Annotated in this window: 17 protein-coding genes and 1 pseudogene; 4 read left to right on the top strand and 14 right to left on the bottom strand. The window is 41.6% G+C overall.

Going from position 1 to position 20032, the window contains the following annotated elements; genetic code table 11:
- Window positions 1-8 precede the first annotated feature (8 nt).
- Window positions 9-2036 carry an FAD-dependent oxidoreductase gene (locus ACLFKQ_RS08015; RefSeq protein WP_448999274.1) on the bottom strand — a complete coding sequence of 676 codons (2028 nt, stop codon included), beginning with the start codon at window positions 2034-2036 and terminating at the stop codon, window positions 9-11.
- A gap of 505 nt (window positions 2037-2541) precedes the next feature.
- Here ACLFKQ_RS08015 and ACLFKQ_RS08020 point away from each other — a divergent pair.
- Window positions 2542-3957: a 2-succinylbenzoate--CoA ligase gene (locus ACLFKQ_RS08020; protein ID WP_448999275.1), complete on the top strand. Its 1416-nt coding sequence runs from the start codon at window positions 2542-2544 to the stop codon at window positions 3955-3957.
- A gap of 33 nt (window positions 3958-3990) precedes the next feature.
- Here the strand turns inward: ACLFKQ_RS08020 and ACLFKQ_RS08025 are convergent, their stop codons facing one another.
- The 3 genes from ACLFKQ_RS08025 to ACLFKQ_RS08035 all read right to left on the bottom strand — a co-directional run bounded on the left by ACLFKQ_RS08025 (window position 3991) and on the right by ACLFKQ_RS08035 (window position 7688).
- Window positions 3991-5220 carry a DUF445 domain-containing protein gene (locus ACLFKQ_RS08025; protein ID WP_448999276.1) on the bottom strand — a complete coding sequence of 410 codons (1230 nt, stop codon included), beginning with the start codon at window positions 5218-5220 and terminating at the stop codon, window positions 3991-3993.
- Between the two features lie 56 nt (window positions 5221-5276).
- On the bottom strand, window positions 5277-5969 hold the full coding sequence (gene ubiE, locus ACLFKQ_RS08030) for a bifunctional demethylmenaquinone methyltransferase/2-methoxy-6-polyprenyl-1,4-benzoquinol methylase UbiE (protein WP_448999277.1): 693 nt from the start codon (window positions 5967-5969) through the stop codon (window positions 5277-5279).
- Between the two features lie 69 nt (window positions 5970-6038).
- The gene (locus ACLFKQ_RS08035; RefSeq protein WP_448999278.1) at window positions 6039-7688 is read right to left on the bottom strand and encodes an alpha-amylase family glycosyl hydrolase; all 1650 of its coding nucleotides are present in this window, start codon (window positions 7686-7688) and stop codon (window positions 6039-6041) included.
- 324 nt (window positions 7689-8012) lie between these two features.
- On the opposite strand from ACLFKQ_RS08035, the gene ACLFKQ_RS08040 reads away from it, so the two are divergent.
- Both ACLFKQ_RS08040 and rppA read left to right on the top strand, forming a co-directional pair.
- The gene (locus ACLFKQ_RS08040; RefSeq protein ID WP_448999279.1) at window positions 8013-8369 is read left to right on the top strand and encodes a hypothetical protein; all 357 of its coding nucleotides are present in this window, start codon (window positions 8013-8015) and stop codon (window positions 8367-8369) included.
- A 309-nt stretch (window positions 8370-8678) separates the two neighbouring features.
- Complete coding sequence (gene rppA, locus ACLFKQ_RS08045; protein ID WP_448999280.1) at window positions 8679-9365, top strand: two-component system response regulator RppA; 687 nt, start codon at window positions 8679-8681, stop codon at window positions 9363-9365.
- Window positions 9366-9451: 86 nt separating this feature from the next.
- On the opposite strand, the gene ACLFKQ_RS08050 is transcribed toward rppA, so the two are convergent.
- Entirely contained in the window at window positions 9452-10096 is a 645-nt protein-coding gene (locus ACLFKQ_RS08050; protein WP_448999281.1) for a hypothetical protein, read from the bottom strand.
- Window positions 10097-10205: 109 nt separating this feature from the next.
- Between ACLFKQ_RS08050 and rppB the strand changes: the two are divergent.
- A pseudogene (gene rppB, locus ACLFKQ_RS08055) lies at window positions 10206-11554 on the top strand (two-component system sensor histidine kinase RppB).
- Window positions 11555-11559: 5 nt separating this feature from the next.
- Here rppB and ACLFKQ_RS08060 read toward each other — a convergent pair.
- The 9 genes from ACLFKQ_RS08060 to ACLFKQ_RS08100 all read right to left on the bottom strand — a co-directional run bounded on the left by ACLFKQ_RS08060 (window position 11560) and on the right by ACLFKQ_RS08100 (window position 20007).
- On the bottom strand, window positions 11560-11856 hold the full coding sequence (locus ACLFKQ_RS08060; RefSeq protein WP_448999282.1) for a PepSY domain-containing protein: 297 nt from the start codon (window positions 11854-11856) through the stop codon (window positions 11560-11562).
- Between the two features lie 49 nt (window positions 11857-11905).
- Window positions 11906-12205 (bottom strand): hypothetical protein, encoded by a 300-nt coding sequence (locus ACLFKQ_RS08065; RefSeq protein ID WP_448999283.1) that lies wholly within the window; start codon window positions 12203-12205, stop codon window positions 11906-11908.
- A 292-nt stretch (window positions 12206-12497) separates the two neighbouring features.
- Window positions 12498-13604 carry a potassium channel family protein gene (locus ACLFKQ_RS08070; RefSeq protein WP_448999284.1) on the bottom strand — a complete coding sequence of 369 codons (1107 nt, stop codon included), beginning with the start codon at window positions 13602-13604 and terminating at the stop codon, window positions 12498-12500.
- 78 nt (window positions 13605-13682) lie between these two features.
- A complete protein-coding gene (locus ACLFKQ_RS08075; RefSeq protein ID WP_448999285.1) occupies window positions 13683-14231 on the bottom strand; it encodes a hypothetical protein in 549 nt (182 codons plus the stop codon).
- Between the two features lie 3 nt (window positions 14232-14234).
- The gene (locus ACLFKQ_RS08080) at window positions 14235-14444 is read right to left on the bottom strand and encodes a hypothetical protein (RefSeq protein ID WP_448999286.1); all 210 of its coding nucleotides are present in this window, start codon (window positions 14442-14444) and stop codon (window positions 14235-14237) included.
- A 148-nt stretch (window positions 14445-14592) separates the two neighbouring features.
- Window positions 14593-15468, bottom strand: a complete 876-nt coding sequence (locus tag ACLFKQ_RS08085) for a hypothetical protein (protein ID WP_448999287.1) — start codon at window positions 15466-15468, stop codon at window positions 14593-14595.
- Between the two features lie 62 nt (window positions 15469-15530).
- Entirely contained in the window at window positions 15531-17297 is a 1767-nt protein-coding gene (locus ACLFKQ_RS08090; RefSeq protein ID WP_448999288.1) for a DUF4396 domain-containing protein, read from the bottom strand.
- Window positions 17298-17569: 272 nt separating this feature from the next.
- Window positions 17570-17773: an SPW repeat domain-containing protein gene (locus tag ACLFKQ_RS08095; RefSeq protein WP_448999482.1), complete on the bottom strand. Its 204-nt coding sequence runs from the start codon at window positions 17771-17773 to the stop codon at window positions 17570-17572.
- Between the two features lie 173 nt (window positions 17774-17946).
- The gene (locus ACLFKQ_RS08100; RefSeq protein WP_448999289.1) at window positions 17947-20007 is read right to left on the bottom strand and encodes a heavy metal translocating P-type ATPase; all 2061 of its coding nucleotides are present in this window, start codon (window positions 20005-20007) and stop codon (window positions 17947-17949) included.
- Window positions 20008-20032: the final 25 nt, after the last annotated feature.

Genomic DNA, 20032 nt, shown 5'->3' on the forward strand with positions numbered 1-20032 from the left:
CGGCATTGCTACTCCCAATCTTCCCAAGACTCATTAAAGATCGAAGTATCGGGAAAAGCCGTAGGATTGCCACTTTCATCTAATCTATTTTTGAGAACTTTTAATTGTTCTTCTTTGAGGAATATTTCATCTACTAGCTGATAGGGCATTATTTGCTCGTCTAGGGCAAAGCTGGCAGTAATTCCTGCAGCCGCACCAGAAGACCATTCAAAAGAATGGACTCGATAGGCAGCGGCAGCTATGTGACTGGTAGCGATACTTTTTCCCGCTACCAGCAAATTGTCAATCTCTTGGGGAATCATGGCTCTTAGGGGGATTTGAAAAGGATAAGCTGCCCCTCCTCCCTGTCTTTCTCCTTCTCGCTCGGTGTTACCTGCTTTTTCTGGAGGACTTTCCTTCATACAAGGATGAAAGTCGATCGCATAATGACCGATACCCACTGAATCGGGATAAATTGTAGAGCGAGTTCTTCTGCTAATTTCATCTATAGGTATATCTTTGTTTCGTATGGCTTCTAAACCGTCGATCGCCGTCCATAATTGACGATAGGTCATGGGAGAAAGATTATTGCGATAGTATTCGTCTCGGTAGTCGCGACGAGAAATATCAATTTCGCTAATGGTAAAACCTTGAGGATAACCACGATAGGGACGACCGATAATTCTTCTGCCCTCGCGAATATAAGGATATTTAGATAAGCCGTGAACCGTACCCATTGGCGAATCTAGTCCGGTTAACAAGCGGTTACTGGGCTGAGGCTGTTTAACTTTATCTCCTAGCTGAGAGTCAGTATCACCTTCTACCAGCCAGTAAAAATAGCCTAGAGCGTGTTCTTCTCCTTTTCTAAGGGTTTTGGTGCGCAATCCTCCCATCCAGCCTCCAGGTTCTAGTTGTCCTCTTTCCTGTAACTGCTCGCGAGTATAAACTAGGTTATCTTTAGCCGTACCGGGACGATAGTCGTTACCCCAAGTCCAATTTTGCATGGAAATATCCCCTGGTGTGGGACTGGTAAAAGTGATGCCGCCAAACTTTTCCAATTCTCCCGTTTCGGGACTCCAGATACGACGATAGGTAAAAACTAAGTCAAAATCTGCCAGTCTTTCTAATTCGTAACTATAATATCCAGCGTGTTGGGGATAAAAAGGTGGCATCTCATGTTCTTGAGGTTCTTCAGTGGCTTCCATCGCAAAGGTATAAGTGAACCCTTGGGTACAGTAGGGATCTCTAGTGCGACTCGATGAAGATGGTTCGGTAGGAGAAATGGGATCGATACCCAAACGATAGGGAACATCTGCCAAGGCAATAATTTCTCCCGTTTCTGTAGCATCGATAACGTACCAATCAGCAGATTCCGTGGAGGAAGATTGAGGTACAAAACGAATTATGGTTTTATCGAAGTTGCGGGAATTTTCGTAGGTGTAGGCTTCTTCGATAGTAAAAGACAGGGGTAAGGTATTTAAAGGCAGAAATTCATTAGCGGTAGTATGTTGAATGGCGATCGCGCTAGTAATCTGTTTTCCCGTTCCTTTTCCTGGTACGTCTTCAACCTCTAACTCTTTGACTACTGTAGTCGGAAACCACTTTAACGTGCCGCCACCTTCTTCTGCAGCAGCCTGTAATTGTTGACTAATAATCTCATGGGCATCCTTTGGTATAAAACAAGAGACACTAACCCAACAGTCGCCTGGGTTGAGTTCGCCATAGTGTTCTTCAATACGATCGCGCAATTCTAGGTAACCACGAGGATAAAACAGTCTTTCTCTTTGAGTAGTTCTCTCATCTAAGGCTGAAGTTCCCTGAGAAGATATCTGTCCTCCAACCCAGTCAGTTATCTCCGTCAAACAGACGGTTTTTCCCGCCAATAATGCTTCATAACTAGCGGCTACACCTGCTAATCCACCGCCAACTACTAACAGTTCGCACTCTTCGGTTTTATCTATACTCTCGGGAGCGGCGGCTAATACCGACAACCCTGATTCCCAAAGACACAAACTTAAAGATACACAAAAAACCGACTTAAGCCATCTAAATTCCACTATTTACCCCTCACAATTATTTCAAACTCGATTTTAATTCATTTTTTGTCTAATTTTGAGGGAGCGAAAAATGATAGTAGCTTTATTTATCTAGCTATTTCAATATTGTTGTTTTTTTCTTCTACAGCTTGATAATATTTCCAGCCTAAATGTCCGAATAGAATAAGTACTATCAAAGCCGATAAAATTGCTGCTTGTTCAAACATTTTTTTAACTTGGTTATAAACTTGATGCGTAAGTTTGGTGATGCAACTCAACCAATAAGCAACGCAGTGATTTTACTTTTTATTTATTATCAGTTATCATTTTCGTTTTGCCATTAGTTGTATCACACAAATTAATCGTTATTAAATAAATTATTCTCCGTATTTGTTGGTAAAATATAGTTATTTATACTTAATTAAATATTGACTAACTGGGCTAATTTAACAAATTGATGTTTATTAAAGAGCGAGCCTTGCTGGCTTTGGCTACTATAGTATTTACTAAATTTAAGTGCTGACTGATGACAGAAGAGATTTTAGAGTGTTTGCAAAAATGTAGCGCCAGTAAATGGTTGGGCGATCGCGACAGTCAAAAACTAGATTGTTTAATAGGGGAACGACTGACGGAGTTATTAGAATTAACTGCCAAAAACCAGGATCGAATAAAAGTATTTATTGTTGAAACTAATTACCTAAAATTTATCGCTGCTTTTATTGCCTGCATTGTGGCTAAAGTAGAAATATTTTTATGTAATCCTAACTGGAAAACGGGAGAATGGCAACAAGTATTAGATTTGGTACAGCCTGCTTTGATTCTGGGAGACAAGTTAACCCAACAATTAATTAAGAAAATTTTACCGCTCGCTAATAATTCAAAAACTCTATTTATTAAAAATTATGCTTTAATTATGATTCCGACAGGAGGATCTTCGGGTAAAATTCGTTTTACCATGCATACTATGTCGAATCTCACGGCATCTGTAAGAGGATTTAGTCAATATTTCCAAGATAAAACCATTAACTCTTGTTGTATTTTGCCTCTATTTCATGTCAGCGGTTTAATGCAGTTAATGCGCTCGTTATTAACTAATGGCAAGTTGCTAATTTTAAATTATGAAACTCTCAAGCAAACTAGTAAACCAAAGTTAGATAAAACTAATTTTTTTATTTCTTTAGTACCGACTCAACTACAGTTTTTTATCGATACCGATCCTTTATGGTTGTCTGAGTTTAAAACAGTATTAATCGGTGGTGCGCCAGTAGCGCGATTGCTTTTAGCGAAAGCTAGATCTTATAATATTCCTCTTGCCCTTACCTATGGCATGACTGAAACCGCCTCCCAAATTGTAACTCTCAAACCTCAAGATTTTCTGCAAGGTAATAATAGCAGTGGCAAAGTTTTACCCCACGCCAAAATAACCATTGAGAGCGATCGCAAAAACTTAATCTCAGAAAAAAAGCTTGGTTTAATTAAAATTAAAGCCGAGTCTCTTTGTTTGGGATACTATCCTCAGTTGTTTGTAGGTAGTAAAAAATTTACTACTGACGATCTTGGCTGGTTCGATCCGGCTGGTTATTTACACGTCGTCGGTAGAAATAGTCATAAAATTATTACTGGCGGCGAAAATGTCTTTCCTTCCGAAGTAGAAGCCGCAATTATAGATACAGAATTAGTCACCGATGTTTGCGTCATCGGTTTGCCAGACTCCTATTGGGGACAGGTAGTTACGGCAGTATACGTTCCCAAGCAATCGCCTATAAATTTGAATCTAATCAGACAACATCTACAAGCAACTTTAAGTAACTACAAACATCCCAAACATTGGCTTGAAGTTAATAATTTGCCTCGCAACAATCGCGGTAAGATTGAGTATCGAGAAGTAAAATTACTAGCTCGTAAGCTAATTGCCAATTTTAAAAATTCCGGTGGATTATAACAATTAATCCTTAAAGATCGACGGCTATACAAACTAATTAAAAAACAACAGTACTGTTTGCATTAGACCGACAATAAAACCAAGTAAACCACCTAAGTTAACAATTGCCTGTAATTCGTTTTTAACTATACCTTTAACTGCTATTTCTAGATCTTCTGGAGATGTTGCCGCTACCCGTTCGGAGATAACGCGATCGATCGCTAGAATGGGAATTGCTTGAGCGACTAATTTTTCTAAATCTTCTTCTAAATATCGTTCCAATACTAATGCCAGTTCTAGGCTGATTACTTCTAAGGATTCAGTGACGGTAGGAGAAGAACGCAAACGATTGAGAATCAAGATAGCAATATTTTCCCAATCTATCGACTCCCCGAGATTTTGAATTAATTCTGGTCCTCGATCTTGGAGATAGCTACGTACGGCATCGCGGACGGTTTTGCGTAACTGTCTGACGGTAGAAACGGGTAAATTTTGTAAGGACAACTCCTGCAACCAAACTTTGAGGCGATCGCGAACCTGTAGGGAGAGAATTATTTCTTTCAATCTAGCATTGGCTACTTCCTTCTCATCCAGACAAAACGACCGCAAGCGCACTAAACTATTACGCACGCCAAATAAGTTAGCTACTACCCAGTAAGTACCACTAGTTTTTTCGCGAAACCCTTCATCGATAACTTGAATATTGCGATCGGTCAAAAAATCGATAATTCCCCTGCGGATCAAATCAGCAGGAATAACCACTTCTAAAATCCAGTCGGAAAACTTTCTCGCCTGGGGTTCTTTTAGCTGAAAATCTAGGAGAATGCGATCGAAAATGCGATCGATTTGTGGTTCTAAAAAATCGTCTCTTCTAGCGAATACCTTTAGCAGACGCGGTAAAGATTGACCGAATAGATCCCGCAAAATATTACCTAAAATTTTAGCGGTTTTTTGTTCGCGATCTAATTGAAGCTGGTCTAAAGCTAGCTTGAGTACCCATAAGATTGCTCCCTGAACTCGCTCTGTTTGTAGCAGTTTTCTGGCTAAATTTTGCAATTCCCCTGGAGTGAGCAAAGAACCCATAATCGTGTCGGCAACTTTAGTCGCCAAACGCTCTTGATTGCTGGGAATTAAGCCTGGAGTAAACGGTAACTTACGCTTACCGATGTATATTGCCCGATAGGGACGAAACAGCATATTGATGGCTAAATCGTTAGTAAAATAGCCAATAATACTTCCTGCTATGGGAGGAACGATATATATCCAGAGATCTGTGAGGGTCAAACCAGTAGTTAAATCAAAAATAAAAAGTCAGGGGGTTACAAATAATTTATCTGTTTTTATTTTACCAATACTAGTATCCCCATCATGCCACCCATCAGCGGATAATGAGTCCCTTGACTAAACCCGATTTTAGCAGCAAGCTCGACTTGTTCTTTACCCGTAGGAAATCTATCGATACTAGGGTTGATATAGGCATATTCTTCGCCCATACCCAAATCCCGTGCTGTTGTCACGACAATATTTTGTAAATACCACCGTTGAAACATACGCATATAAGCCTGACTGGGAAGATGAAAATCGAGAATTGCTGCTTTAGCTTCCGGTTTGAGAACGCGATATAGTTCCTGTAAGCAGAGAGGAATATCGGTTACATTACGCAAGCCGTAACCGATGGTGGCACAGTTAAAATAGCCTTCGTCAAATGGTAGATTGAGAGCGTCTCCTTGTAACCAAGTAATAGGCAGTTGAGGACAATAATAGGCTTGTCTGGCTTTGGCAACTGCTAGTTGTTCGCTAGCAAAGTCGAGTCCGAATGTCGCTCCAGTCTTACCCACCTGTTTTGCCAGCTTTAAAGTCAAATCGCCGCTACCACAACAAATATCTAGGGCAGTATTGCCAAGGCTAGCTCCGCTCCATTTTACCGCCATTTGTTTCCAAATACGATGCAGTCCCAGGCTCAAGCGATCGTTAAGGCGATCGTATACTGGTGCTATGCGATCGAACATCCCCTGAATTTGTGCTGCTTCCATCTACCTATGAACTATTAGTTATCAGTTAACGATCGCACACTAACTAGGAGCCAGTCAAGCAATTGAGAGTTACCAGACAAAAGCTTTAGCTTCGTATTCTGCTAAATCGATCTGGATCTGATTTTCTCCTGCTTCGATGTCGTAATTACCAGTCCACTCGTGCCAAGTACCATTTTTGGGGAAGTTAGAAACTTTGTAGCCAGCCAAGAAGCGATCGGAGAAATTCACGACTACCACTACACGAGAACCTTCACTATTCCAGCGAGTGTAGGCAAAAACTTTAGCTTCTGGATTTTTATGGAAAAACTCGATGTTTTCGGTATAGAGAGCGTGATTTTCTTTACGAAGATGGATCAAACCCCGACAATATTCTCGTAAGTTTTTATTGCGATCGCCGTTGAGTAACTTCCAGTCAATTTTACTAGATTCCTGGCTCAAAGGATTGGTAGCGCCGAATTCTTCTCCCATCCACAGCATGGGAATGCCGACTGCTGTCATCAGCAGTACGTACCCCAGCTTGACTCGTTTAAAGGCAGCATCATCTAGAATTTGCCGATTGCCCAACTCGACCATCAGACGTTCGTGGTCGTGACTGGATAGATAATTAACCACATTGGTCGCGCCTAGATATCCCTGACGTTTGCAGTCGAGAGCGTCCTTTAGTTCTTCTAACTCGAACTTGTCGCCACATAGATGTTCTTTGAGCGTATAGTAAAAACTATAGTGCCAGCAACCATCCATTGGACCGTCGACATTAGTAATGTCGGGATTTTCGGGAATATGTTCGGCGACGTTATAAAATGGTTTGGGACCAGAAGTATGGTGAGCTTTATCGACAATCCAGTGCATAAAGTCGAAGTTACCTATTTGCCGTGCCGCATCATAGCGAATACCGTCGAGGTGATATTCTCTAATCCAATACTCAACTGCATCGCCCATGAATTTCCAAGCTGGTTTGAGGTCTAAATTTTCGTCGTAGTGTTCGTAATTAAATTCTGGTCCCCAGCTATTATCGGGATCGGTTGGTTCGTGATGAAACCAGTAGTCGTGGTCGATTTGAGTTAGAGGACAGTCGGTATTGGCATGATTGTAAATACCGTCCATAATCACCCGAATACCTTTACCGTGACATTCATCGATCAGACGCTTGAGTTGGTAACTAGAACCGTAATTAGATTCAGTAGCAAAAAAATGTTGGGGACTATAACCCCAAGTATATTCTCCGGGGTTTTCTTTAACCGGCATCAGTTCGATCGCATTAACTCCCAGTTCGAGTAAATAGTCCAACTTTTCGGTAACGTGCTGATATTTTCCGTTGGTTTGACCGTTTCCTTCTCCCCCCGAAAAATCCCCGACGTGCAGTTCGTAAATAACTAATTCGCGATCGCTCGGCAATGGTTTATCGTCGTGTTGCCAAACATAAGTATCGACAATTTTTTCTCCGTCCTTAATTCGCAAGATGCCATTTTGAGTATATTCGTCGATATCAGTAGCATAAGGATCGATAACGTCTACCCATTCATCTGGTTCGAAAAACCAACTTTTGGAGCGAATTCTATATTTATACTTATACTCTCCATCTTCAAGTTTGACTTCGGTACGAAAATAACCGTCATCATCTTTGGTCATGGCAATGGCTTCCCAGTCAGAAAAAGAACCAATTACGGCAGCTTCTTGGTTATAGGGTGCGAACAACTCAAATCTAATCGAATTACCCATAATAACTTTGAACAGAATAATAATTTAAATTTTTATGAATATATTCGGTTTCCGACATACAAAACATCATTCTTTAGTTATATAGATACGACGATCGCCGATAAACTATTTTCGAGCCAAATAGATTCAACTTAACTATCGAAAATTAAGCAGGCAAATTATATATAACTTTTGTTAGACGGATTAATCGCTTTTTTAAACTAGATTTATTTTGAAACTTAATATTGGTCAGAGTTAAATTTTGGTTTTGCGGGTATTTCCAACCAATCTCTCTGACTAGTAAGCTAAGTAAAACTATAAAAATAAATTATTCTAGAAATAATCATGAGCAATCTAATTTTTCAAGCGATCGGAAAACTCAGTTCTCTGTTGAAAAAAATTAAAATTACAACTTTGGTAACCGCTGTTTTAGTAGGATTGATTTTCCTAACCAGTAATCCCAGTTATGCAGCTCAAAGGCAAGATACCAGCAATATCGATCGCGATGTTCTAGAAAGTAGCAATCCCGAACGACCCACAAACATTAAAGAGTGGCAACAAGAAGCTCGACGTACCGAAGACGAACCACTCGAAAGAGCCCAAGAAATTGGCAAAGAAACAGTAGAAGCAGTAAAAGACATGGGTAAAATGTATTCAGATACTGCCGAAAGAACTGCTCCCGATAACTTGTCAGATAGCTAAGTTAAAATACCGACGACACGAGTATAATAAAATAACAGGCACCATTCTGGATAATTAGTGGTGTCTTTTTTGTTTTGTTCGCCGCGGCAAGAAACGATTGCAATGAAAATTCCTCTTATCGATTTAGCTCCCTTCAGATACGGAAATTCTGAGACAAAACAACAGAAACAAGCCTGTTCAGAGAAAATGAGCAGATTTTAAAAGTCAATCCTGACACTTTCCTTTTACCCAGAACTTATTTTTCATCACGATTTAATAATCTTATGCCAGGATAAAAATTGTTTCCAGACAGTTAGTCAATAATCATTAATGAGAATATTGCTAGTTGAAGATGAACCAGACCTAGGGGCTGCGATTAAACAAAGCTTGAACCACAACAATCACATTGTAGATTGGGCATTAGATGGTTTTGATGCTTGGGATTACTTAAAACTCAAGGAATATCATCTGGGAATTTTTGACTGGTTATTACCTAGCTTATCGGGAATAGAATTAATTAAAAGAATTAGGGAACAGCAAAAATCTTTACCGATATTGATGCTTACGGCTAAAGATAGCATGGAAGATAAAATAATTGGTTTGGATGCAGGAGCAGATGATTATTTAGTTAAACTCTTCGATATGCCCGAATTATTGGCAAGATTGAGAGCTTTACAAAGAAGAACTCCTCAATTACAACCCCAACGCTTACAAGTAGGAAATCTCAGTTTAGATTACGCTACTAATACTTTTTGGTTGCAACAAAAATCTGGAGAAATACAAGTCTTACTCACCAAAAAAGAATTTCAACTATTAGAGTATTTCATGCAGCATTCCAACCAAATTGTTACTAGCGAGCAGCTTTTAGAACAACTCTGGGAATTTGGTGCAGAACCCCCCAGTAATGTAGTAGCAGCACAGGTATGTTTGTTAAGGCGCAAGTTAACCAAGTATGGTTGCGATGAGATGTTAGAAACTGTCTACGGTTTGGGTTATCGTTTCAAGTCTTTTTCTTAAACCAATTTAAAATAATCATTTGTGTTAATCGATATATTTTCCTCATCAAATTTGTTCTCTTGTTAAATTGAGGAGTATATTTAATACTACAGAGGGTGACCAGCTACAAAATCTGCAACTTGCTTTTTAAGATCGTATTCTGCTTTCTTTGTTATTCTTTCTGCTTCTTTTTTCGCTTTTTCTACTTCTTGTTCTATAGTTTTTTTACTTGCTTGGTCGAGTAATGAACCAATTACTAAACCTATAAAGGGTGGAATAAAAAGAACAAATAAAACTGCATTTCCTGATAATGTGCTGGCAACCGCAATGCAACCGCCTACTGCTGTCAGACAACCATAACTACATCCAACGGCAGCTTTTTCGTTATATTTATTTTCAATTTTTTTTATATTTTCCTCTGCATGTTTTTTTACTTTGGCAATTGCCTCTATATATGGACTGACATCATTGATAAAGTCATTAATGAAATGCCTATCTCTTTCACAAGACAAATCTAATGTTACACTTGTCAAATTTTTAATGACTTGACGAGTTTTATACAAGTCGGCAGCTTTCCAAGATGTACCACAATCAAGACAAACGTTGGCATTTCTGTCTTCACCTGTAACCGCACCAACTGCTCCTCCTACAACTCCAAATAAAGCCCAACCAGCAACAGCACGCCCCCAATCTACATTTGTATCTTTTTTTAGCTGAATATGCTCCGATCCACAATTAGGACAATTAGCCATTTTGTTAATAAATTAGTTTAGAAGTCAACTTTCTTACATATTTATTTTTCCCTTTTTCATCTTTCTAATTTTCATAATCTGATTTTTTTGAGTTAACCTTTTAATTAATGTGAAGCAAAACCGACTTTTCGAGCGATCGCGCTGGCGACTGGCTAGCTGGTATGCAGCAATTCTGAGTATAGTCTTGTCGATCTGCGCTTGGGGATTTTATGAAGCAGTCGCCCATGCCTATCGCATCACCATTAACCAAGAATTAGAATCGGTAGCAGGAACTCTTCACGATAGTCTGTTACCCGTTCTCAAACAGCCAGGGAAAATAGAACCTGAAGTAAAAGAGCTATTACCCAATACGTGCCTTGTGGAAACAGGTTGCTACAATCGCGATCGTTTTCAACCGTTGAGGTTGGGAGTAATCGGACAAGATAAGTATTATTTACGTTTGTTTGCTCTTTCAGGAGATTTCGTAGCAGTGGCAGGAATGCAGCCCGAATTACCTCAAGTATTCGCTCGGCAGGAGTGGGAAACTCTGACAGATTCTCAAGGAACTCGCTATCGGCAAATTTCTTTTCTCTTACACACTCAACAGGGTAAGAATTGGGGTTATCTTCAAGTGGGTAGAAGTCTCCAAGACTTTGATACTTATGTTGCTAATGTCAAATGGATACTGCTATTAGGAATACCTTTAGTAGTGCTGTTAGTAGCGGGTGCTAGCTGGTGGCTGTCGGGATTAGCTATCCGCCCGATTTACCAATCCTATCGGCAGATGCAGCAATTTACCGCCGATGCTGCCCACGAACTCAGAACCCCTCTAGCAGCCATTCAAGCAACGGCTCAATCCAATTTCATGCTGCCCAATCTCTCTGAGGGTAAAGCCAAAGATACCCTCAAAAGTATCGTCAAACAGAACAAGCGTTTATCTTATTTAGTAGCAGATTTATTAATCCTGTGTCGCATAGATGGAGAGTTAAGCAGTAAGCACTCTAACAAAAAAAGAGAAAAAGTTGCTTTGGCAAACCTAATTATTGAAGTAGAAGAAGATTTGGCAGCTTTGGCAATGGCTTCCGAAATCGAGCTTAGTTCCCAAATTAAAGTATCTCAACCTATCGAGATAATGGGCGATCGCCAACAGCTATATCGTTTGATTACTAATTTAGTTACTAACGCGATTCAATACACTCCAGTCGGGGGGAAGTAACCATAACTCTCACTGAAGAAAGTCAAAATGCAGTAATTGGCGTTGTCGATACGGGTATTGGTATTGCTAAAAATGAACAGAAACACATCTTTGACCGTTTCTATCGGGTCGATAAGGCTCGTTCTAGAAGTCAGGGTGGTTCTGGACTAGGATTACCCATTGCTCGTGCGATCACTCTGGCTCATAATGGCAGTCTGGAAGTACAGAGTGAAATCGGTCGGGGTAGTCAATTTATTGTCAAATTAGCAAAATTAGATCGATAGCACACTTAAGATCTTTTGTGTGATTTTTTGACTTTTCGATTAATTTGCAGCCACATAATAATTCCTGTAATAGCAATAAATAACACTCCAAAAGCATTAAGCAAAGGGTAAATAAGCTCTAGATTGATACTGCCAAATTTACCTCGATGCAAGTCTAATAACCACAAAAAGTTTTCACCTTTACCTGTAATTACTGCTACTTGAAATAAAGAACCTGTAATTGCTGTCAAAAATAACGGCAAGAACATAAGAGGTGCAAAAATATAGTGCCAATAACGTATACGAGTTTTTAAATTGCTCATAGCATTGTCTTTTTAATCGATCGCAATAAAAATAGTTCTAATTCAATGATTATTTATGTAGCCAATTTTTGAAACCTAATAGTAAAAAAGGACTAGCGATTAGCAGAGTGAAAATAGATTCTCCCAACCCTGGAATCAGAGTGACAGTTTCTAGTTGGGGTGTAATAGTGGTTTCTTCTTTTACTGTCGATTTAGGAATGAGATTTGGTGGAATTGCAGTTGGTTTTGTTTGAACTTCTAGTGATTGAGAATTATTTGGTTGCTCGGTTTGACTCTGATGATGAGTTTCAGTTTCTAACGAATTAGATTTTGTTTGCTGGTGATTGACTCCATTATGTGCTATTAACACTTTTATACTCCCTGGGAATAGATCTTTAATCTACACTTTAAAGCTCGGTTTAAAGTGTAAAAATTATAACAACATTCACATTATCGGCAACTAAATTGTTTTGTTTTGAGTCAAATAGTCAAAATATTAATCAAAATCGAGGTAAACAATCGCTAAATAATTAATTATCTTCTAGATGCGCCTCTCTTTGTCTTTCTAGCTCATAATCCAAGCATTCTGGAGCTTCTTTTGTTAGTACTATGCTAGGATGAACCGCACACTGTTTGATTTTAATAATCGATAACTTTGTTAATTAGTCTCGAACAAGAGGAAAAGTAGAAAACTTGTTTTCTAACTCAGTAGGGAAAATTTCATGGCATCTATATGCCATGTGTTTGGCAAAACCAGCTACTTCGTCATTCCACTCCCGTCGCAGCGAAACGTATCTATCTGCACCAGTTTCGATATCTTCTGGGGTTTTTATGCCCTCAGACTGTAGCCATTGAATAACGTGGTAATACCATTCACGCCATTGGGCTTCACAGGAGTAGGACTTAATCAAACTTTGAGGTAAAAAGGAGTCTGCTAGCTGCTTCAGGGTATATAAACCGCTCGACTGTAATTCGGTGACAGCAGCAGAGCCGATTAAGGTTTTGTATTCTCGATGGTGCAGCGCGGTTTTGATTAACGTCGCAGTATCCATCGTTATTAAGATCATTCGCGCCAGGGAGTAATGAGTCTCTGGGAAACGAAAATAGTGTAAGACGGGATAAGACTTGTGAGATTCGAGTAATTGCAGTAAATTTCGCGCCATGCTGGTAATATCTTGTTTGGCGTTATCAAATTCACCGCTCATTTCCCAACCTAATAGTAATTCGACAGCATGAGCTTTTGTACCAGTACGAAGATACAGACTTAAAGCAAAAACGTTTCGTTGTGTTAAAGCATTTAACACTGAAAGTAAATAAGTTAAGGTAACGGTAAAAGTAGCGAAGCCTAACGCTGCTTCGAGGATTGTGACTAGACGACAGATTGTAGTCTTAGGAATTAAATCTCCCACTCCTAAAATGGTAAAGTTGAATCCACTGTAATAAAGAGCAGTAGCGAAATCATTAGGTGTTTTTCCCTGGCTGGCTTGGATACCTTGACCCAAAGCAGACCAAACAATTAAGGCAAAACCAATAATGAATAAAGCAGTCCAAACTAAGACGATCGCCACCAAAACCACCGAACCACAATAAGCTAAGATGCGATCGCTCATACTCCACCGTGCTATCTGTCGAAATATTTTCCACATTCCTTGACTAATAGGCATACTTAAGACACTATTACCCGTGCGGGGATACAAAACAGTCATGAATATATCGACCGCAGCTATAGCTATTAGAACCAATCCAAATGTTCGAGTTAACCAAGCCATCAATTTGTTTTATACTTGTATTTCAATCAAATGCGCTAATTGCGAGCGCCATAGCAAATAAAGCTGCTATTGACTTTTCTATTCCTGGGTAGACATAACCTCGTCTGGATTCTCCACCTCGATAACCGATAGAGCTTTTGCACGGGCAAGTATTCGTTCTACCTCAACTAATCTTTGTTGGGGAAGGGTCAGTCTAACCTCATATTTAGAACCAGAAGAAGAAGTCTGAAACAGTCGAATCAAAGCACCAAGCAGCCAGGCGATACAGGCAAAGATTCCTGCCCAGAAGAAAATAACCACGACTAGCCCGCCAGAAAGAGTGGGAGCAATAAGACCGGGAATCGGAATTCGTCCTGAAAAGGTAAACGCACCCCAAAATGCGCCCAGGATGCTGCCAATAATTAGCCCCGCCCAAGCAAGATTGCCGATTTCCACCACTGAAACTCCGGCCTTGGCTTCGGCGATCGCTCTTCGAGCTTGTTTGTCAGATACTCGCTCTATCCGAACGGAGGTTGTATCGTTGGATAGTCTTTTAGCTAGTTTTTCAGCCTTAGCTCGATGGTCGAAGTAAGCAACAATGTGGCGATGGAATTGCTGCGGATTAGTATGCTTGTAAATAGTAGACATCTGTTATTCTCCTTCGTTTGCTGCTTCAAGTGACTTAGGCTGCAACAAGTTATCGATTTCTGCCTGTAGGCGAGTGCTAATCGCCTCGCTGTTGCCCACAATGCTGCCGTGATTCAATAACTGGTCGCGAGGGGCTGTGGGGCGGGGGCGCACGGTGTAGTCGAGATAACCCCGTACTGACTCGGGAATGTTATCTTGCTCGACTAGCAGCATCGGTCCATGCTTGCCTCGGTGGGAAAGAATCGAGCCAGCAATGGTTTCAGCCCAGCGCTCGGGGTTGGCAAAGGTAAAATTATGTCCTGGTTCGGCAACGCCTCAGCCCAGCCTGCGCGGAATGCGCCAAATCCAGTAGCCGAAGTTATTACCCAGATCGGCATAACCAGCGAAATAGGAGCATTTGATAGGGGTCTTCAGCTGAGAGCCTCTGTACGTGTCCGTATTGTGAGAGATCTTTCATCACTGCTTCAGATACCGCCGATTCTGGACCCATAATATACATATAGGTGGGACCATAGCGTCGTTCGAGTATTTCTCCAGTTTTTTCGAGGATGCTGTCTCGCCCTACAAAAGCAATATTGCTCATGGCGTGTGCTAAAAACGCGGTCGCTGGCAGAGCAAAGGCTGGTTCGTCGAGAGAAGCAATAAACACCACGTCGGGGTGATTGCCCATCATGCTAGCTCTGTAAGCATCAATGTCAAAAGCCAGATCGACGGGATCGTTACTCTCTGAGCTAATGCGCCGAGTCTTAAGTCCCATCGCTTCGACTTCACTGACGACGGCATCGGAAATTAGCCCTACTACCAAGACCTGCACATTAGAATCATAAGTAATGCTAATGGGATTAAGTACTTCCATCATTGCCTTAGTGACTGGTGGTAGCCTGTCGGCTTCGGTATACAAAATTGGCGCGTCAATCGGCATATGAATTAGCTGTTCGACCGTCATCAGACCTGCATCTAAATTGGGATTGGCTAATATCACGGCATTGGGACGGCTCAACTCACTGGTAGCAGGAAAGGTAATTTGAGCCAGCGTAGCAGCAGTTTCATAAACATCGCTTCCAGCATAACGAGCCGTAAAGCCAGTAATTTGAGTATTTTCGGGATAAATACTGAGAGCTACCTCTGGCTGTTGAGCTTGGACGGAATTGCTACTAAGGCGATCGCTCATCCATAGTCCAGATACCGCTATTATTGACAGTAATAGCCAACTGGTGAACCAAATAAATCGTTTCATCGTTCAAAGTTGTTAGTTATTAATTGTTAGTGGTTAGTGATTAATACTTCTGACCCCTCTAGTTACATATCACCAGGCTGAATGTCGTGCTTGACCAGTAAAGCATCAAACGGCAGTGCTACTAGCCAGCCCACCGCGATCGAAACTACCGTCGTTCCCCACCACAGCAGTTCGTCATCATCGGGCATCTCGCCGAGGTTGACCATCTGTATCCACCACATAAAGCCCATCATGCCGAAAGCCATTGCCGTCATCGAGACAAAAGCTGGGAAAAATGCTCGCTTGACTGCCTCACCGTAGGAGCAATCTCCGTTCATCATAAACATCCCCGCGTGCATAACCAGCCAGTGTAACAAAAGCGCACCCAAGTAGGCTGCATAAATGCCAAACATCATCGAGTTAGTCAGCCAAAATAATGGACCTTCAAACACTACCAATGGCAGACCTAAAAACGTTACTATCCAGAAAATCACCAGCATCAGAGGTCCGTCAAAACCTCGATTCATTGCCGAAGCTGCCATCACCCCATTGAAGCTAGGTCGCTGCCAAGATGTTCTCATGCCATCTTTTTTCCAGGGGGCTTGGTCGTAGCTCATCGAGTAAATCCATACGCCAACAGGTCCAAATACCAACCCCAGCAGTACCCAGGTAACTAGCATCATCGTGCTAATTTGGGGTAGCCTGCGCCAGCTATAGAAAATCAACCAGATCGCGCTTACGATTCCAGCCACAATCCAAACAATTAACAGCATTTCTAGACCTGAAAGTCCATAATCGCCTTGAGAGCGGTAATCATTGATTTCCTGCGTTAGATCGGCACGTCCCTGTACAGCCGAGTTAATGATGTCGTAATCTCCTAAAATCCAAACATGGTTGAAAGGACCTTCTACGGGGTTGGTATACCATTCCGTTCTTGCTTTCCAGAGATACTGTCCCGTGAGAATCGGAATCCGATCGCCGTCTGTCCACAGTAGCGGTCCAAATTTACCAAAGCGTCCCAAAGACACTCCCGTGATCGCCATTTCTGGTAAATCTCGGTTAGCCAACACAAAGTTATAGTGAGCATTGACTCGCCAGCCAAAATTGTTCAGCTCAAAACCCCAACCAAAGTCATTGTCTTCGTCATAAAACTCAGCCATTTCCAGGGCAGCAGTAATATCATTGTTGGCAGACAAATTTTTATAGGTGCCAAATTCATCTAGCCCTAAAGTCCTACCGTCTACCCCCAGAGTGTAAATACGAGCATTACCATTACGTCGTAATAAAGCTTCGCGGGTTGGCTGTGGCAACTCATCATCGGCAAATAGCACTGTATCCCCCGACTGAGCTGCCCAGTAAGCAGCAGGAATGGCAAATCCAGGATCTTCTGACACCAGCAGAACGTTAATAGTTGGTGAACCAGCGATCGATGCGGTAGCAGCATCTACTGAAGCTGCCAGACTAGCAGCATCGGTTTGGGAGAACTCGCCTGGAACATTTGGTACTGAAGATTCTACTCTCACTGCGGATACACTTTCATCCATAACCAGTGGTCCATTTAGCCAGCGTATTAGCGGTGCTGCTGCTACACCCGCTTGCCAGCTATTGGTGGGAACGCGGACAATTCCACTGGGGGGTTGGTTGCCAGCTTCGGGAAACAGAGCGTTAGCAACTGACAAACTAAGAGCTGCTGGTGTTGAAGCTAGAAAGCGACTGCTGTTTTTGGTATTTGGCGTAATTACTGCCGGTATCGGCTCTGGTGGCTTCCACGTAATCCAGAGAATGTATCCAGGAACAAACAGAATGAAGAAGGCTAGCAGCAAAGCAACCACAACCACAATTTTACGCATATTTATACCTATTTCTTAAAATTTAAGCCCAAGTCTATTTGATAGACTGATATACTGCACTATTGACTATTTCTCTAATTCTTTTATCCGTTAGCTTTTTACTTCATTGAGCATCTAGCATTTTTTAATGTCTAATGTTTAACGTGTTGAAAAGTGCACTAATAAAACAGTCCTGCTATTCCACGGGAGGACTACGGCGACGGCTTGCATTCGCACTCCAAATTGCCAGGCACAAAATGATTAGCCCAACGATAACGTCATTCCACAACGCACTAGAAGCACCGTACAGCAGTACAAAAGGAGCAATTATTAGCCGCCATGCTCAATGCATTTAACCAACTTAACCAAGCTGCTCTGTATGCACCAAATAACCTAAGTGCAGCCAGGATGGCAATGATTATACCAATGGCAATATCATTACCTCTCGATGCAGAAGTGACATAACCTAAGAGAAAGGGAGCGATAATTAACCAGATTCCTAGTAGTAGATTTACACCACTAGCTGTTTTGACTTGTTAAACTGAACTGTTAGTCATGATGTTTTTCCTCATCGACAATTTTTACTGTTTGTTCAAAGTATTGATTTTTATCCATTTCACTGGTTTCCCAGTCAACTCGTGTAACTAATGTGTAAATCATACTAACTCTACTAAGCCAACTTCGCCCGTCTCAACATCACAGCATTAATTGCCACAATTACAGTTGATAAACTCATTAGTAACGCGCCAACTGCGGGGGAAAGTAAAATCCCCCAAGTATAGGCTACACCTGCTGCTAAAGGAATCGCGATAACGTTATAACCCGTCGCCCAAAACAGATTTTGAATCATTTTGCTATAGGTTTTTTTGGCTAAATTGAGAGCTTTGACTGCATCTAGAGGATCGTCTTCAATTAACACTAAATCGGCAGATTCGATAGCTACATTCGTCCCTGCACCAATCGCTAAACCCATATTGGCTTCTAGTAGGGCAGCAGCATCGTTAATACCGTCACCAACAAAAGCGGTAGGTCTTTTTTGCTTTAATTGTTTGATGATATTTACCTTGTCTTCTGGCAAAGCCCGGGCATAATATTTATCAATACCTAAATCGTTGGCTACGGTACGAGCAACGGCTTCAGCATCTCCCGTAATCATTACGGGTTGAATGTTTTCGCTTTGTAGTTTATTAATAGTTTCTCTGGCTCTTTCTCTGACTTTATCGGCTAGGGATATTACCGCTACTGCTTGTGATTCATCCAGCAGTACCACCGCGCTTTCACCCCGTTCGTCGGCAATATTTAAACCTTTTTGTAAAGAGTTGGGCAAATATAGCTGCTGTTCCTCAATCCATTCTGGTCTGCCTACTTGATAGGTTCTACCGTTAACTCTTCCTTTTACTCCTCTACCCGTTACCGTTTCAAAGTCAATCATCTGGGGCAGTTCTAACTCTTCAAATTCTGCTGCTTCCACGATCGCTTTACCTAAAGGATGTTCCGAAGAAGTTTCTAAGGCTGCTGCGATCGCCAGTGCTTCATCTTCATCCATCCCTTCAACATAGATTTTCTGTACCCCAAAGTGTCCTTCAGTCAGCGTTCCCGTTTTATCAAACGCCATAGTTTTAATATCTTTGGCTCTTTCTAAAGCATCGCGGTTACGAACTAGAATTCCGTTTTTAGCAGCCAAGGCAGTAGAGTTGGCGATAACCAAGGGAATCGCTAAACCCAAAGCATGAGGACAGGTGATAACTAGAACGGTGACACTACGGTTGATGGAAAATACTAAATCGCTAATTGACAGCCAAACGATAAAAGTTAGCGTACCTGCAGCGATCGCAATTAAAGTCAACCAATAAGCGGTGCGGTCTGCTAGAACCTGATAGCGACTGCGCGAATTCTGCGCTTCTTCTACCAAACGCATGATTTGGCTGAGGGTGGTTTCATCCCCGGTGCGAGTAACCCTAACCTTTACCGAACCTGCGTTGTTGACCGAACCCGCTACTACTTCATCCCCTTCTTGTTTTGGTATGGGACGAGATTCCCCAGTTAAAAAAGCTTCGTCTACTTCCGTGGCACCCTCAATTACCTCTCCGTCGTTGGGAATCTGTTCTCCAGGTCGAATTAGAATTATGTCTTCTGCTGTTACTTCACTAACGGGAATATCCTCAACTTTCCCATTACGCAATAGATGCGCTTGAGCGGGAACTAATTCCTTGAGAGATTCCAATGCCTGGGATGCACCTTGTACTGAAGCCATTTCCACCCAGTGTCCCAGCAGCATAATATCTACTAATGTTACCAGTTCCCAATAAAATGGCTCCCCTCGCAATCCCAGAGTTACTGCCAGACTGTAGACAAAAGCTACTGTAATCGCCAAGGCAATCAGAGTCATCATGCCAATTTGACTGCGTAACTCGTGCCATGCACCTTTGAGGAATACCCAGCCACCGTAGAAATAAATAATAATCCCTAGTACGGGACTTATCCAGTTTGAGCCAGGAAATTCTATGGCTTGATAACCCAACCAGCTTTGTAACTGCGAGGAAAAATAGAGAACTGGCAGGGTTAGAATTAGACAAATAAAGAAACGACGTTTGAAAATTTCTGGATTATGACCGGCGTGCTTGTCGTGTCCGCCATGACCGTGATGTCCGTCGCGTTCGCGTCGATGATGGTTTTCTTGGGAGTGGTGATGACGAGCAGAGTGATGCTGCCTAGTTGGTTGTTGTGTCATTAATTTGCACCTATGTAAAATAAAT

The sequence above is a fragment of the Myxosarcina sp. GI1(2024) genome (assembly GCF_053543375.1).

Excerpts from the sequence above, each read along its gene's own strand:
- ubiE (WP_448999277.1), bottom strand. The coding sequence starts at position 5,969 with ATGGAAGCAGCACAAATTCAGGGGATGTTCGATCGCATAGCACCAGTA.
- ACLFKQ_RS08090 (WP_448999288.1), bottom strand. The coding sequence starts at position 17,297 with ATGCGTAAAATTGTGGTTGTGGTTGCTTTGCTGCTAGCCTTCTTCATT.
- ACLFKQ_RS08050 (WP_448999281.1), bottom strand. The coding sequence starts at position 10,096 with ATGGCTAATTGTCCTAATTGTGGATCGGAGCATATTCAGCTAAAAAAA.
- ACLFKQ_RS08070 (WP_448999284.1), bottom strand. The coding sequence starts at position 13,604 with ATGGCTTGGTTAACTCGAACATTTGGATTGGTTCTAATAGCTATAGCT.
- ACLFKQ_RS08060 (WP_448999282.1), bottom strand. The coding sequence starts at position 11,856 with ATGAGCAATTTAAAAACTCGTATACGTTATTGGCACTATATTTTTGCA.
- ACLFKQ_RS08035 (WP_448999278.1), bottom strand. The coding sequence starts at position 7,688 with ATGGGTAATTCGATTAGATTTGAGTTGTTCGCACCCTATAACCAAGAA.
- ACLFKQ_RS08100 (WP_448999289.1), bottom strand. The coding sequence starts at position 20,007 with ATGACACAACAACCAACTAGGCAGCATCACTCTGCTCGTCATCACCAC.
- rppA (WP_448999280.1), top strand. The coding sequence starts at position 8,679 with ATGAGAATATTGCTAGTTGAAGATGAACCAGACCTAGGGGCTGCGATT.
- ACLFKQ_RS08085 (WP_448999287.1), bottom strand. The coding sequence starts at position 15,468 with ATGAAACGATTTATTTGGTTCACCAGTTGGCTATTACTGTCAATAATA.
- ACLFKQ_RS08080 (WP_448999286.1), bottom strand. The coding sequence starts at position 14,444 with ATGCTGCTAGTCGAGCAAGATAACATTCCCGAGTCAGTACGGGGTTAT.
- ACLFKQ_RS08075 (WP_448999285.1), bottom strand. The coding sequence starts at position 14,231 with ATGTCTACTATTTACAAGCATACTAATCCGCAGCAATTCCATCGCCAC.
- ACLFKQ_RS08020 (WP_448999275.1), top strand. The coding sequence starts at position 2,542 with ATGACAGAAGAGATTTTAGAGTGTTTGCAAAAATGTAGCGCCAGTAAA.
- ACLFKQ_RS08040 (WP_448999279.1), top strand. The coding sequence starts at position 8,013 with ATGAGCAATCTAATTTTTCAAGCGATCGGAAAACTCAGTTCTCTGTTG.